This is a genomic window from Pseudomonas sp. YNh, from assembly GCF_037993085.1.
In the GTDB taxonomy this organism is placed as follows: domain Bacteria; phylum Pseudomonadota; class Gammaproteobacteria; order Pseudomonadales; family Pseudomonadaceae; genus Aquipseudomonas; species Aquipseudomonas putida.
Genome location: NZ_JBBMRJ010000008.1, coordinates 235070 through 249540, shown reverse-complemented (window position 1 = coordinate 249540; position 14471 = coordinate 235070). Strand labels below are relative to the sequence as shown.

The 14471-nt window shown below is 61.0% G+C and carries 14 protein-coding genes and 1 tRNA gene; 13 read left to right on the top strand and 2 right to left on the bottom strand.

The genetic code is table 11. The features are described 5' to 3' along the window. Positions 1 to 137: 137 nt before the first annotated feature. Complete coding sequence (gene gcvA, locus WF331_RS11415) at positions 138 to 1034, bottom strand: transcriptional regulator GcvA (RefSeq protein WP_016498760.1); 897 nt, start codon at positions 1032 to 1034, stop codon at positions 138 to 140. A gap of 255 nt (positions 1035 to 1289) precedes the next feature. Here gcvA and WF331_RS11410 point away from each other — a divergent pair, with 255 nt between their 5' ends. The 3 genes from WF331_RS11410 to WF331_RS11400 all read left to right on the top strand — a co-directional run bounded on the left by WF331_RS11410 (position 1290) and on the right by WF331_RS11400 (position 4010). Further along, complete coding sequence (locus tag WF331_RS11410; RefSeq protein WP_016498761.1) at positions 1290 to 2672, top strand: amino acid permease; 1383 nt, start codon at positions 1290 to 1292, stop codon at positions 2670 to 2672. A gap of 57 nt (positions 2673 to 2729) precedes the next feature. Beyond that, the gene (locus tag WF331_RS11405; RefSeq protein ID WP_151326180.1) at positions 2730 to 3227 is read left to right on the top strand and encodes a PaaI family thioesterase; all 498 of its coding nucleotides are present in this window, start codon (positions 2730 to 2732) and stop codon (positions 3225 to 3227) included. Between the two features lie 87 nt (positions 3228 to 3314). Beyond that, complete coding sequence (locus tag WF331_RS11400) at positions 3315 to 4010, top strand: glutathione S-transferase N-terminal domain-containing protein (RefSeq protein ID WP_174370017.1); 696 nt, start codon at positions 3315 to 3317, stop codon at positions 4008 to 4010. Between the two features lie 88 nt (positions 4011 to 4098). On the opposite strand, the gene WF331_RS11395 is transcribed toward WF331_RS11400, so the two are convergent. Next, on the bottom strand, positions 4099 to 5715 hold the full coding sequence (locus WF331_RS11395; RefSeq protein ID WP_340622924.1) for an inorganic phosphate transporter: 1617 nt from the start codon (positions 5713 to 5715) through the stop codon (positions 4099 to 4101). Between the two features lie 127 nt (positions 5716 to 5842). On the opposite strand from WF331_RS11395, the gene WF331_RS11390 reads away from it, so the two are divergent. The 10 genes from WF331_RS11390 (at position 5843) to sctW (ending at position 14462) form a co-directional block, all read left to right on the top strand. Next, a complete protein-coding gene (locus tag WF331_RS11390; RefSeq protein WP_016498765.1) occupies positions 5843 to 6229 on the top strand; it encodes a DUF488 domain-containing protein in 387 nt (128 codons plus the stop codon). A gap of 142 nt (positions 6230 to 6371) precedes the next feature. Further along, a complete protein-coding gene (locus tag WF331_RS11385) occupies positions 6372 to 6803 on the top strand; it encodes a GNAT family N-acetyltransferase (protein ID WP_016498766.1) in 432 nt (143 codons plus the stop codon). Between the two features lie 121 nt (positions 6804 to 6924). Beyond that, positions 6925 to 7314 carry a helix-turn-helix domain-containing protein gene (locus WF331_RS11380; protein ID WP_174370014.1) on the top strand — a complete coding sequence of 130 codons (390 nt, stop codon included), beginning with the start codon at positions 6925 to 6927 and terminating at the stop codon, positions 7312 to 7314. Positions 7315 to 7377: 63 nt separating this feature from the next. Then, a complete protein-coding gene (gacA, locus tag WF331_RS11375; protein WP_023047491.1) occupies positions 7378 to 8016 on the top strand; it encodes a response regulator transcription factor GacA in 639 nt (212 codons plus the stop codon). A gap of 6 nt (positions 8017 to 8022) precedes the next feature. After that, positions 8023 to 9846, top strand: a complete 1824-nt coding sequence (uvrC, locus tag WF331_RS11370) for an excinuclease ABC subunit UvrC (RefSeq protein ID WP_041167660.1) — start codon at positions 8023 to 8025, stop codon at positions 9844 to 9846. 33 nt (positions 9847 to 9879) lie between these two features. Continuing rightward, complete coding sequence (pgsA, locus tag WF331_RS11365; protein ID WP_016498771.1) at positions 9880 to 10440, top strand: CDP-diacylglycerol--glycerol-3-phosphate 3-phosphatidyltransferase; 561 nt, start codon at positions 9880 to 9882, stop codon at positions 10438 to 10440. Positions 10441 to 10503: 63 nt separating this feature from the next. Continuing rightward, positions 10504 to 10579 (top strand) — tRNA-Gly (locus WF331_RS11360). Positions 10580 to 11166: 587 nt separating this feature from the next. Continuing rightward, positions 11167 to 11691: a helix-turn-helix domain-containing protein gene (locus tag WF331_RS11355; protein ID WP_080642770.1), complete on the top strand. Its 525-nt coding sequence runs from the start codon at positions 11167 to 11169 to the stop codon at positions 11689 to 11691. Between the two features lie 106 nt (positions 11692 to 11797). Beyond that, positions 11798 to 13357 carry a type III secretion system outer membrane ring subunit SctC gene (gene sctC, locus WF331_RS11350; RefSeq protein ID WP_016498773.1) on the top strand — a complete coding sequence of 520 codons (1560 nt, stop codon included), beginning with the start codon at positions 11798 to 11800 and terminating at the stop codon, positions 13355 to 13357. 1 nt (position 13358) lies between these two features. Further along, positions 13359 to 14462, top strand: a complete 1104-nt coding sequence (gene sctW / locus WF331_RS11345; protein ID WP_284364003.1) for a type III secretion system gatekeeper subunit SctW — start codon at positions 13359 to 13361, stop codon at positions 14460 to 14462. Positions 14463 to 14471: the final 9 nt, after the last annotated feature.

Genomic DNA, 14471 nt, shown 5'->3' with positions numbered 1-14471 from the left:
AGGACGAATATGTCACCAAGGGTGGGAAAGCGCCTTGCTGAAAACCATAGAATCTCCCACAGGTTAAGCACATTGTTCGAAGCTGTGGTGGTCCTGTGGGAGCGGGCAAGCCCGCGAAGAGGCCGGCACAGGTCAAATCAGTCCCCCTCAGCCACCCGCTCGCAAATCCACTGTACAAAGGCCCTGATCTTGGGCACTTCGGCGGCATGCTCGGCATGGGCAATGAAGTGCCGGCCATTGCTCGCCACCGGATGGTTCCAGGCCACCACCAGCTTGCCCTCGCTCAGCTCCTCGGCCACCAGGTAGCGCGGAATCAGGGCGATACCGCAGCCGGCAATCGCCGCGCGAATGCACAGGTAAAACGTGTCGAAACGCGGCCCGTGGTAGCTGTTCTGGCTGTGCAGCCCCAACCCCAGGAACCATTCATGCCAGGCCTCCGGCCGTGACACGCACTGCAACAGGCGGTGCTCGGTCAGCGCCTGGGCGCTTTCAAAGGGGTGGTTGGCCAGCAACTGCGGGCTGCACACCGGCACCACTTCTTCGCTGAACAGCTCGATGCAGGTTGCCCCCGGCCAAGTGCCCTGGCCGAAGAAAAAGGCCACGTCGGCCTTGGCCTGCACCAGGTCGAATGGCTCCAGTTCGTTGCGCACATCCAGGTGGATACGGGGGTAGCGATCGCCGAAACCCTTGAGTTTGGGCACCAGCCAGCGCGCACCAAAGGTGGGCTGGGTGGCGATGCGCAGTACTTCGGTTTCGTCGCCGTAGCTGAGGATGTAGCGGCTGGAAATATCGATCTGGGTGAGGATCTTGTTCACTTCGGTGAGGTACAGCGCGCCGGCCGGTGTCAGGTGCAGGCGCCGGCGAATGCGCTGGAACAGCGAGTGCGAAAGCATGTCTTCGAGCTGCGCGACCTGCTTGCTGACGGCGCTCTGGGTCAGGTGCAGTTCCTGGGCCGCGCGGGTGAAGCTGAGGTGGCGGGCGGCCGCTTCGAAGCACTGAAGGGCGGTGGTCGAAGGCATCAGGCGTTTGGACATGACAGGCAAATACCGAGCAAAAAAGGAAGGAGTTCATTCCAAAGAGGAATCATGTGGTTCGAAAAGGTCGTTTGTTGACCCCGGCCTATAGATTAATACTGACCTGGATCAACGATTACAACCGGTCATGTGAAGAGGAGGTCTGTACCCGCTTCCGGCATCTGCAAAACAACAAAAACGACTATCAGAAATTTACAAGAATTCTGCTCCGACCTTCAGCCGCCTCAAAGCGGCCGACCCATTCGAGGGTTCTTCATGGCTTCGCAAGACAACAAGAAACAGCGTTCCCTGCAGCACGGCCTGACCTCCCGTCAGGTTTCCATGATCTCCATTGCCGGCATCATCGGCGCCGGCCTGTTCATTGGCTCGTCGAACGCCATCGCCACCGCCGGCCCGGCCATCCTCATTTCCTACGCCATGACCGGCCTGCTGGTATTGCTGGTGATGCGCATGCTGGGCGAAATGGCCATCGCCAACCCTAACAGCGGGTCGTTCTCCACCTATGCCTCCGAGGCAATCGGCCCTTGGGCAGGCTTTACCATCGGCTGGTTGTACTGGTGGTTCTGGGTGCTGATCATTCCGGTCGAGGCGATTGCCGGCGCCGACATCCTGCATGCTTACTTCCCAGGCGTACCGTCCTGGTTGTTCGCCTTCCTCATCATGCTGGTGCTGTCGGGTACCAACCTGATCAGCGTGAAGAACTTCGGTGCCTTCGAGTACTGGTTCGCGCTGGTCAAGGTGGTGGCGATCATCGCCTTCATCGTGGTCTGCAGCCTGGCGGTATTCGGCTTCTGGCCGCTGGCCGAGGTGTCCGGGGTCAGCCGGCTGTGGGAAAACGGCGGCTTCATGCCCAATGGGTTCGGCACTGTGCTCGGTGGCGTGCTGATCACCATCTTCTCGTTCTTCGGCGCCGAAATCGTCACCATTGCCGCTGACGAAACCGCCAACCCGAAAGACAAGATCCGCCGTGCCACCAACCTGGTGGTGTACCGCATTGCCATCTTCTACCTGGCGTCGATCTTCCTGGTGGTGTCGCTGGTAGCCTGGAACGACCCCGCGCTGAAAGCGGTCGGTTCGTTCCAGCGCGTGCTGGAAGTGCTGAACGTGCCGGGCGCCAAGCTGCTGGTCGACCTGGTGGTACTGGTGGCGGTGACCAGCTGCATGAACTCGGGCTTGTACACCGCGTCACGCATGCTCTATTCGCTGGGCGCCCGCGGCCAGGCACTGAGCATGACCAAGCGTATCTCCGGTTCGGGCGTGCCGACCGTGGCGGTCATCTTCTCGACGCTGGCCGGTTTTGCCGGGTGCCTGGTCAACTATGTGTTCCCGGGTAAGGTCTTCGGCTTCTTGCTGTCCACCACCGGCGCCATCGCCTTGCTGGTGTATTTGGTGATTGCCGTGTCGCAGCTGCGCATGCGTGCCCGCGCCGACCGTGAAGGGCGCCCGCTGGAGCTGAAGATGTGGCTGTTCCCATGGCTGACCTGGCTGGTGATCGGCACCATCGTCATGGTGCTGGGCTACATGCTGTTCAGCGATGCCTACCGCTATGAAACGCTGATGACCGCTGGGGTGACTGCGTTCATCCTGCTGGTTTCGCTGACCCAGCGGCATGCCAAGGTGGTTGCCCAGACGGCCTGATGTATCTGCTTTAATGGGGGCGTTGCGCGCCCCCATTCCAACAAGCACAGGAAGCGTATGACTGACCACCCACTTTCCCTTCAGGCCCTCGCGGCGCCGGAAGGCACCTGCTACGGCTGCGGTTGTTCCCACCCCAGTGGCCTGCACCTGCAAAGCCACTGGGACACCGATGGCATCCACCTGGTATGCCGCCATGCACCCGACAGCACCTTTATCGGCTGGCCTGGCCTGGTCTACGGTGGCCTGCTGGCGATGCTGGTCGATTGCCATTCCAACTGGACGGCCATGGCCTACCACTACCGCAACGAAGGCCGCGAGCCGGGCAGCCTGCCGCGTATCGACTGCGTTACCGGCACACTTAACCTGACCTACCTGAAACCCACGCCGATGGGCGTCGAACTTTTGCTCAAGGCCCGAGTGGAAGGGGAAGTGGGGCGCAAGAGCCGGGTGCTTTGCGAAGTCTGGGCCGAGGATGTGCTGACCGTGACCGCCGACTCGGTGTTCGTCCGTGTCGATACCGAAAAGCTCAAGCTCAAGGCCCACGGCCAGGCTTGAGTGACCCGGGCTGATGAGTGGTCGGTGATGGTCAGCGGCCGGGGATGTCTCTAGAGTGACAGGTCCATTCCCCAGGCAAGGTTGATCATGACCGATCTCAGTGCTTTCCCTGTTACCCGCAAGTGGCCCGCCAAAAACCCCGAACGGCTGCAGCTGTACTCGCTGCCGACGCCCAACGGCGTCAAGGTGTCGATCATGCTCGAAGAAATCGGCCTGGCCTACGAGGCGCACAAGGTCAGCTTCGACAACGATGACCAGTTGAGCCCTGAATTCATCTCGCTCAGCGCCAACAACAAGATACCGGCCATCCTGGACCCCAACGGCCCGGGCGGGCAGCCGTTGCCGCTGTTTGAGTCAGGGGCGATCTTGCAGTACCTGGCGGAGAAAAGTGGGCAACTGCTCAGCCAGGAGCCTGCACAGCGTTACCAGACCCTGCAGTGGCTGATGTTCCAGATGGGCGGTATCGGGCCGATGTTCGGCCAGGTCGGGTTCTTCCATTTCTTTGCTGGCAAGGACTATGAAGACAAGCGTCCGCGTGACCGTTATGTCAACGAGTCCAAGCGGCTGCTGGGTGTGCTGGACCGGCACTTGAAAGGCCGGGAGTGGATGGTGGACGAGTACAGTATTGCCGACATCGCCATCTTCCCCTGGGTGCGCAATTTGGTGGATCGCTACAACGCCCGTGAGTTGGTGGGCTTTGACCAGTTCAAGGAAGTGCAGCGGGTGCTGGCGACGTTCCTCGAACGGCCGGCGGTGCAGCGCGGCCTGAAAATCCCGAGCTGATAACGCCGAACCGGTCACGTACACCGCTCCCTGTAGGAGCGGCCTTGTGCCGCGAAAGGGCCGCTTCTACAAAGGGCGCAGTACAGGTTTAGAAAATGTGGCTCAGCAACCAGTACAGGCTGCCAGCCAACAGCATCGCCGCCGGCAGGGTCAGCACCCAGGCCATCAGCAAGTTGAACAGCGTGCGCTTCTGAATCCCCGACCCATTCGCCACCATGGTCCCCGCCACCCCCGAGCTCAGCACGTGGGTGGTCGAAACTGGCAACCCGAACAGGTCCGCTGCGCCAATGGTGCACATGGCAACGACCTCCGCCGAGGCGCCTTGGGCATAGCTCAGGTGGGTCTTGCCGATCTTCTCGCCCACGGTCACCACGATGCGCCGCCAGCCAACCATGGTCCCCAGCCCCAGCGCGATGGCCACGGCCACCTTGACCCACAGGGGAATGTAGCGGGTGGCGTCGTCCAGTTGGGTCTTGAACAGTTGCACATGGCTGTGGGTGTCGGCGTCGAATGCCACCAAACGGTTTTTCTCGATCAGGCGAATGGCTTCGCTGGTCAGGTACATGTCATTGCGTACGTTGGCCATGGCTTCGGCGGGTATGCGCTTGAGTGAGCCGTAGCCTTTGACCTCTTCACCGATCATCCCGGTCAGCGCGGCCAGCGCCGGTACCAGTTGCGGGCTGGCCTTGGGTTCGCCAATGAATGCGGTCAGCGTCTGGCGTGGGTCGGCCGGAGGCGCTTGCGGGTTGCTTCGCACCAGCGCCTGGCGGGTCACTTCGGCGACGGCGGAAAACTGCAGGGCCTGCTCATTGGGCATGGTCTTGTTCAACGCATACGCCATTGGCAGGGTGCCGACCAGAATCAACATGATCAGGCCCATGCCTTTCTGGCCGTCGTTGGAACCATGGGCGAAGGACACCCCGGTGCACGTCAGGATCAGTACGCCACGAATCCACCAGGGCGGCGGTGTCTGGCCTTGCGGCGCCTGGTATAGCGCTTGACGCTTCACCAGTGCTCGAAGGGCGAGCAACAACAGGGCGGCGCAGGCAAAGCCGATCAGGGGGGAGAACAGCAAGGCGTAGCCCACCTTGCTGGCCTGGGCCCAGTCCACGCCGCTGGTGCCGTCACGCCCATGCATCAGGGCATTGGCCACACCCACACCGATGATCGAGCCGATCAGGGTGTGCGAGGATGACGCCGGCAGCCCCAGCCACCAGGTACCGAGGTTCCAGATGATCGCCGCCAGCAGCAGGGCAAAGACCATTGCAAAGCCGGCCGAGGAGCCCACCTGTAGAATCAGTTCCACCGGCAGCAGGGCGATGATGCCGAATGCCACTGCGCCACTGGAGAGCAGCACACCGAGGAAGTTGCACAGCCCGGACCACACCACTGCGACCGGTGCCGGCAGCGCGTTGGTGTAGATCACGGTGGCCACCGCGTTGGCGGTGTCGTGGAAGCCATTGACGAATTCGAAGCCCAGGGCAATCAACAGTGCCAGGCCCAACAACAGAAACGGCGTGACTGTGGTGATCACCGTGCCGCTGGCGTTTACATCCTGCTTCAGGCTCCAGGCGGTGTAGGCGATACCGGCCAGCAGCAGGCCGAAGAACAACACGAGGGTGGCGCGCCCAGGCTTGTGGGCAAGCTGCGGGCGGGCGTCGCGCTGGGCCAGGTGCGGCTGGCTGGCCAGTGACGGGGTTGCCATGATGGCTCCGGTTGGCGTTGGGCAAGTTGCCGAAGGCCTTGAGCATAGAAACAATTCGCAACCCGACCGTGACCTCGATCAATGAATTATCTAGGCTCAAGACAGACGGTAAAAACAGGAGAAACCCATGATCCGCTGCAAGCGTGTCTACGATGCAGCCGCAGCCGACGATGGCCAGCGTGTGCTGGTAGACCGCCTATGGCCGCGCAACCTGCGCAAGGAAAACCTGCACGGGCAGTGGTTGCGCGAAGTGGCACCCTCCAATGAATTGCGCAAGGCGTTTCACCAAGGGGCGGTGGACTTTACCGGTTTTACCCAGCGCTACCAGCAAGAATTGGCTGCCCATCCAGAGCATTGGTACCCCCTGCTGGACTTGGCCGGAAAGGGGTCGATAACCCTGCTTTATGCAGGCAAGGACACCGAGCACAATAACGCCCGGGTGCTGGCCGAATGGCTGGAAAGCGAACTGGACCGGCATGGGCCTGGCAGTTCACCCGTATGCTATGCCCAGTGAGTGATATTTGCCGCACCGGCCTCATTGCCGGCAAGCCAGCTCCCACAGGCACACAGATGGCCTTGAAGCCAGTACTGGACCTGTGGGAGCTGGCTCGCCGGCGATGAGGCCGGCCCTGCCCAACTCCAGAGCCCATTGTGCGATGCCGCTACATTTGATTCCCGCCAACGACAGTCACCGTACGTTCGCCCGCGACCTCACGCGGCGCGCCATGCTGCCGTATTACCGTGAATTTGACCTGCTCTGGATCGAGGACGCCTTCGACCAGGCCTGGGGTTGGCGCGAGCAGTGGCTGGTTAGCGGAGGCGACAGCCTGTTGGGTTTCTGCAGCCTCAGCCAGGACCGCCAGGCACTGTTTATCCGCGAGTTGCACCTGTTGCCCGAGCATCGCGGGCGCGGTGTCGGCAGCTGGGTGTTGGAGGAGCTGGCGCTGTGGGCCGGGCAACGGCGCCTGCCGTTGCTGAGGCTGATGGTGTTTCGCAGCAACCCGGCGCGCGGGTTGTACCAGCGCCACGGCTTTGTCGAAATGGGTGAGGACGCGTGCTTTGTGCGCATGCAGCGCACGATTGGCTAGTAGCGCAATGATGGCTTGTCGCGACCGAAGCGCAGGGGCATAGTAAACCCAGGCGCTCACGGTCGCCCGCTGACGCGGCGGTTAGGGATGAGCGTGATCAGGGTATAAGGAGAAGCCCACAATGAACGGGATTGGTCCGCGGCTGCGGGAAGAGCGTGAGCGCCTGGGCATGACCCAGCGCGTGTTTGGCGATATCGGTGGGGTCGAGCCCAATGCCCAGGGCAAGTACGAAAGCGGCGAGCGCACGCCACGGGTCGATTACCTGGCAGCCCTCGCGGTCAGGGGGGTGGATGCACTGTACGTGCTTAGCGGCATCCGCACGCCGGCCCCGCTGGAGGGCCTGAGCACGGATGAGTCTGGGCTGCTGGGCGCCTTCCGGCAATTGCCCCTCGACGACCAGGCGGCCATCTGGCACCTGCTGGGCCGCTTGAGCAGCGATAGAAAACCCAGGCAAACAGTGAGGCCTGTCACTGTTGAGCGTCAGGCGTTTCTTACAGAAGTAATGCGTTAGACCCGTTTGGAAAAATTTTGTTAAGGTGGCGGGATCCAATCGCCCTGTTGACGAGGTGTGTGCTTGATTAGGGTCTTAGTGGTCGACGATCACGATCTGGTACGAACCGGTATCACCCGCATGCTGGCCGACATCGATGGCCTGCAGGTGGTGGGTGAGGGGGACTCGGGCGAGTCCGCGCTCAAGCTGGCCCGTGAGCTGAAACCGGACGTGGTGCTGATGGACGTGAAAATGCCCGGCATCGGCGGCCTGGAGGCCACCCGCAAATTGCTGCGCAGCCACCCGGACATCAAGGTAGTGGCCGTGACCGTGTGCGAGGAAGACCCGTTCCCCACGCGCCTGTTGCAGGCCGGTGCGGCCGGTTACCTGACCAAAGGTGCAGGCCTTGACGAAATGGTCCAGGCCATCCGCCTGGCGTTTGCCGGCCAGCGCTACATCAGCCCGCAAATCGCCCAGCAGCTGGCGCTGAAACCGTTCCAGCCGCAGGGGTCACCGTTCGACACGTTGTCGGAGCGGGAAATCCAGATTGCCCTGATGATTGTCGGCTGCCAAAAAGTGCAGATCATCTCTGACAAGTTGTGCCTCTCGCCCAAGACCGTCAATACTTACCGTTATCGGATCTTTGAAAAACTCTCGGTCACCAGCGACGTCGAACTGACCTTGCTGGCCGTTCGCCACGGTATGGTCGACGCAAGCCTGTAAAACCTCATGTCCCAAGCTTTTGATGCCAGCGCATTCCTGGCGACCTGCAGTGGTCGCCCGGGCGTTTACCGAATGTTCGACGCCGAAGCCCGGCTGCTTTACGTGGGCAAGGCCAAGAACCTCAAAAAACGCCTGGCCAGCTATTTCCGCAAAACCGGCCTGGCGCCCAAGACCGCCGCGCTGGTAGCCCGTATCGCCCAGGTTGAAACCACCATCACCGCCAACGAAACCGAGGCGTTGCTGCTGGAGCAGAACCTGATCAAGGAATGGCGGCCGCCGTATAACATCCTGCTGCGCGACGACAAATCCTACCCCTACGTGTTCCTGTCCGACGGCGAGTTCCCGCGGTTGGGGATTCACCGTGGGGCGAAGAAGGCCAAGGGCCGCTACTTTGGCCCATACCCCAGCGCCGGGGCCATCCGCGAAAGCCTCAGCCTGCTGCAAAAAGCCTTTTCGGTGCGCCAGTGCGAAGACAGCTATTACGCCAACCGCACCCGGCCGTGCCTGCAGTACCAGATCAAACGCTGCAAAGGGCCCTGCACCGACCTGGTCACCGCCGAGGAATACGCCGACGACGTGCGCCATTCGGTGATGTTCCTTGAAGGCCGTAGCCAGCAATTGGGCAACGAGCTGAATGCCGAGATGGAGAAGGCCGCCATGGCCCTCAATTTCGAAAAAGCCGCCGAGCTGCGCGACCAGATTGCCCTGTTGCGCCGCGTGCAGGACCAGCAGTACATCGAGGGCGGCAGCGGCGACGTCGATGTCATCGCTGCCTTCGTAAACCCGGGTGGTGCCTGCGTGCACCTGATCAGCGTGCGCGGTGGCCGGGTGCTGGGTAGCAAGAACTTCTTCCCGCAGGTGGGCATCGAGGAGGAGGTGGCCGAGGTCATGGCCGCATTCCTCTCCCAGTACTACCTGGGCAACGCAGAGCGCGAACTGCCCGGCGAGCTGATCGTCAACGTTGTTCACGAAGACTTCGACGCCATCACCGAAGCACTGCACACGCTGCGGGGCCGTGAGCTGACCATCAGCCACCGGGTACGCGGCACGCGCGCTCGCTGGCAGCAGCTGGCAGTGACCAATGCCGAGCAGGCGCTCAATGCTCGCCTGGCCAACCGCCAGCACATGGCTGCACGCTTCGAGGCCTTGGCCGAAGTACTGGGCCTGGACGAAGTGCCGCAGCGCCTGGAGTGCTACGACATCAGCCATTCCAGTGGCGAAGCTACCGTGGCCAGCTGTGTGGTATTCGGCCCAGAAGGCGCGCTGAAGTCCGACTATCGCCGCTTCAACATCGAAGGCGTCACGGCTGGCGATGACTACGCCGCCATGCACCAGGCCCTGACCCGCCGTTACGGGCGCATCAAGGACGGTGAGGGCAAGCTGCCCGACGTGTTGCTGGTGGACGGCGGCAAGGGGCAGCTCAACATGGCTCGCGATGTGATGCAGGAACTGGGCTTCACCGACCTGACCTTGCTCGGTGTAGCCAAGGGCGTAACCCGCAAGGCCGGTTTCGAAACCCTGTACCTGAACGACGTGCATCACGAGTTCACGCTGAAAGGTGATTCACCGGCCCTGCACCTGATCCAGCAAATCCGCGACGAAGCCCACCGTTTCGCCATTACCGGCCACCGCGCTCGCCGCGGCAAGGCCCGCCGGGTGTCCAGCCTGGAGGATGTAGCCGGTGTAGGGCCCAAGCGCCGGCGCGACCTGCTGAAACATTTCGGCGGCCTGCAGGAGCTCAACCGCGCCAGTGTCGATGAAATCGCCAAAGCCCCCGGCATCAGTAAAAAGCTTGCCGAGTCGATTTATGCCAGCCTGCATAGCGAGTAGAATGCCGGGCTCAACTTGCAGCCAGTCGTACCGATGAATATTCCAAACCTGCTCACCGTTCTACGCGTCCTGCTCATTCCGTGCTTCATTCTGCTGTTCTACATGCCCTATCACTGGAGCTACATGGCAGCCAGCAGCGTGTTTGCCGTTGCCGCCGCCACCGACTGGCTGGACGGCTACCTGGCGCGTCGCCTGCAGCAGAGCACGCCGTTCGGTGCCTTCCTCGACCCGGTGGCCGACAAGCTGATGGTGGCGGTGGCGTTGGTGCTGCTGGTACAGACCCACGCCAACTTCTGGCTGACCCTGCCGGCGGCGGTCATCATTGGCCGCGAAATCGTGGTGTCGGCCCTGCGCGAGTGGATGGCCGAGCTGGGTGCGCGGGCGCATGTGGCGGTGTCCAACCTTGGCAAGTGGAAGACCGCGGCGCAGATGCTGGCGCTGGTGATCCTGCTGGCCAACCCGCCAGCGGTAACGTTCTGGGTGATTCTGGGCTACGGGCTGCTGCTGGTGGCGGCGGGGCTGACGCTGTGGTCGATGGTGCACTACCTGCTGGCTGCCTGGCCGCACCTGCGCGAAGGCTCCGAGCAGAAATAAACTTTTTTTGAATCAAGGGGTTGACGCTGTTTTAGAAATCGCTAGAATGGCACCCATCACGACGCGGGAATAGCTCAGTTGGTAGAGCACGACCTTGCCAAGGTCGGGGTCGCGAGTTCGAGTCTCGTTTCCCGCTCCAAATAAAGATCTACAGGTTTCGCTCGAAGTCTGTAAGTCGTCGAAAAAAGGCCCTTCGGGGCCTTTTTTCGTTCCGGCGCATTCTGCCTCAGTCCCCCTCTCAGCCCGACATCGACGTGCCAGCAGCCAACCCCCGGCCGGTGCCCTGGGTATGCCGGTAGACCAACACCACTGCACCCCAGAAACCCCTCACGGTCTTCGAACTCACGTTTCTGACGGACGCAACGGCGGCCTGTTTGACAGGCGTTAGCGCCATCCATTGGCGATGGCCATCAGCTTCTCATCAAGATTGTTCGGCGGATCTTCATCATAGTAGCTGGGAATGTATTCCGGGTGATTGTGATGGTGGTAGCTGATGTGGGAGCCGGCGAAAAACCGGACTCAGCTGTAACCCTGAGGCATTGGTGTGCCGTTGTTAAGTCTGGTGAGCAGGTTCTTCGTATTCGCAATGGTTGCGACATTTTGTGCCTCGCGCATCGCGAGCATTCGGCCCCATTGTGCCTGGCGCCTGGGTGGCAGGGCTTGTTGGTTGTACGTCCCGGGTTGCAAGTGCTCAGTGGAAGTGCCTGGGTGCTCCCGTTGTCGCAAATGAGCCTCTTCAAATTGCAGTTTTTTATCGATCAGGGGGACGTGTCTGGGGTGCGGCCTGCCCGCAGCGAGCCCTGGGGCGTACTGAGCGAAGGCCTTGGTCAGGGGGGCGCGGACCCGGGGCTGGAGTCCTGGTATCTCAGCCTTGCGTTGCAGGGTGGTGTGGCCTATCGAGCTTTCGCCTGTCATTTACGCAGTAGTGAGAGTTATCAACTGCTCGGTTTTTTGTTGGAGCAAGGCTCGGGTAGGGAAAAGCTCCAGGACCTTGCTGGTCGATATGGCGTATCGGTCTCGCACTTTCGAAGGCTTTGCCGTCAAGCGCTGGGTGGTGCAGCCAAGTCCGAGTTGCGTGGGTGGCGTACGGCCCGTGCGCTTCTGAGCATGGTTGAAGGTGCTGCTTCGCTCACCGACGTTGCCTTGGAGTTTGGTTATGCCTCTTCCTCGCATTTTTCCAAAGAGATTCGAGAGCTGGTCGGGGTTGCGCCGAGTAGTTTGATCGATATAACCCGCCTTTCGAGCGAATGAACTCATGATGGTTAAAACTATGTGCCCGCGCGCGTTCATGCTAGCGCTTTGTTGTATGTTGCCGGCGGCTTTATCGGTTGCCTCCGTACATGCAAAAGAGGGCTATGTGGCTCGTCAAGAAGGCCTGCGTACGTTCTTCGACGCATTGTCAGCGTCTTTGGACAAGCCGGTCATTCTCAGCAAAGCAGCTGCTCGCCGCACCATCAGTGGCGATTTTTCAATGGTCGCACCGCAGCAGACTTTGGAGCGTGTTGTTCGGCAAATGGGGCTGGTCTGGTACAGCGATGGTCAGACGTTGTACATCTATGAGGCGGCCGAGGCGAAAAGCGCCGTTATCTCGCTGAATACCATCACTGTCCATAAGCTGGACGCCTTCCTGCGCAGCTCCGGTTTGCGCGATACCCGATACCCTCTGCGGCACGATGGCTTGCGGACCTTCTACATTTCTGGCCCGCCGATCTATGTCGACTTGGTGGCACAGGCCGCGCAATTCATGGATAACCAAAGTGCCAGCTTGCAACTTGGACAGCAGCGCATTGGCGTTATCAATCTGCGCAATACCTTCGTTGCAGACCGCACGTACGAGTTGCGCGAGCAAAGCATCACGGTACCCGGCATTGCGACGGCTATCGAGACTCTGCTCAAGGGTGAAGGCCGTGGTGCCGACGCAGTGATCCACAAGGATGCTGAAGGGCATCCGGGTGGCATGCCGAGCTTCCCATTGGAGGAGCTGGGAGCCCACGAAGCCGCATCTGGCGACAACACATCGCGGCAGATCATCGCGCGCGATCTGGCTGCGGGCAATATCCGCGTAGTGGCCTACCCCGACACCAATAGCCTGTTGGTCAAGGGGCTCCCGGAACAGGTGCAGTTTATTGAGAATCTGGTAGCAGCGCTCGATGAACCAAAACGTCATGTCGAACTGTCCCTGTGGATCATCGATCTGCATAAAGACGATCTCAATGAGTTGGGAGTCGATTGGAGGGGGTCGTTCAAGGTCGGCTCGAAGGTGGCGGCATCGCTCAATGGCGGCTCGCTGAGCACACTGGATAGCGCTTCGTTCATGGCTGCGATTTCAGCGCTGGAAACCGACAACCGCGCACGGGTGGTTTCGCGGCCAGTCGTGCTGACTCAAGAAAACGTCCCAGCGATTTTCGACAATAACCGCACGTTTTATGCGCGACTGATTGGTGAGCGCAGTGTTCAACTTGAACACGTCACTTACGGCACCTTGGTCAGCGTCTTGCCACGGCTTTCACCCTCCGGAGAGGTCGAGATGGCACTCAACATCGAGGACGGCAGTGTGGTCGAGTCGGCCAGGGAGCAGTCCTCAGGGGCCGACACGCTGCCGACCGTTGGCCGAACGCGTATCAGTACTGTTGCTCGCGTGCCACAGGGTAAAAGCTTGCTGGTCGGAGGCTTCACCCGTGACGAGCGTGCAGAGGTGATCAAGCGTATCCCGCTGCTGGGGCATATTCCTTATCTGGGGAGGGTGTTCAGTTATCGGCAGACCCGTCAAGCCAACACAGTCCGGGTGTTCCTGATTCAACCTAGAGAGCTCGATAGCCCTTTGGAGCCAGGCGCTATGCAGATTGGTTCGCAAGTGATCGGCAATGTGGCCCGTGATCCGGCCGAGCGCGCGGTGCTTCGCGTGCTGGAGCGCTGATATGGCAACTATTGGCCAAGTGCCATTGCGCATGCCGATGTTGCGCCCGCATCAGAGCAGCGAGCCCCAGCCCAAGGTCGCTGCAGCGCCTGACGACGACGCTACCCCGGCAGCCAGCGTCCAGCGCTTTGTTGAGGACAGCGATGAGATGGCGGCTGCTCTGCGTTCTCAGTTTCGCCGAAGAGGCGATTTCGGCAGCAAGTTCGAAGGCTTTGCGGAAAGCTTCGAGCGGGTCCTGGATGAAGATGTGGTTCCCAAGGCTCGGCAGATCCAGTCGCTGGCCAAACTCGCTGAGCGCAGCATCGAATGGATGCTGGCGCAGGCTCGGGGGCTGTTCCCCGATGACAGTGATCTGGTGCTGGTACTGCGCGAACTGTTGCGTGAAAAAGTGATGGCTGAAGCGACTCGCCAGCGTCTGGAGGCGTTACTGCAACAGGTGCTCGTTCAGTCGCCGCCCAAGCGTTTGAAGGCCGGTATCAATTCGGCCCTGAAAGCCAAGATGTTCGGCAAGGCGCTGGCGTTGCGAGCGGCCTTGCTGCGTGACACCTATCGTTCGTTTCTGGAGTTTGAAGGCGGTCCGGTCGAGTCTTATGAGGACTGGATAGCTATCTACGGCTACCGGCATCGAGGCTCGGTCCTGGAGTTCATCGAGGCTGCGTTACTGACCGACATCGATGCCCACGACCCCAGTTGTTCTCGCGACGAGTTTGGGCAGCTGCTAGGGAGACTGGGAGATATCAAGCGCCTGCGTTCGGTCGATGTCGTGTTCATCAGGGGAGTGCTCGCAGAGGAACAGCTTCGCCGGCATAACGCCAGCGAGCCGGACTGGCTGGTGTTCATGCTGGGGCTGCTGCAGTTTCCCGACGAGCTCGACCATTTGCTGTCAGGCCTGGTGGGGGAGCGACTGTTGCTAATCGCGCACCATGAGCGCGCCCAACTGCTGCAACTGTTGCGACTGAGCTGCCTGGCGTTGCCCCAGGAGCTGTTTGGCGATGACCAGGCACTAGAGCGGATCGCCGAGCAGTTCACGCGCCTGGCCGACCTGGTGTTTGCCCATGAAGCCATTGGGCGGCATGCCGCGTTGGTTGCTCGTTGCCCCTCCTAGTTTTCAAGG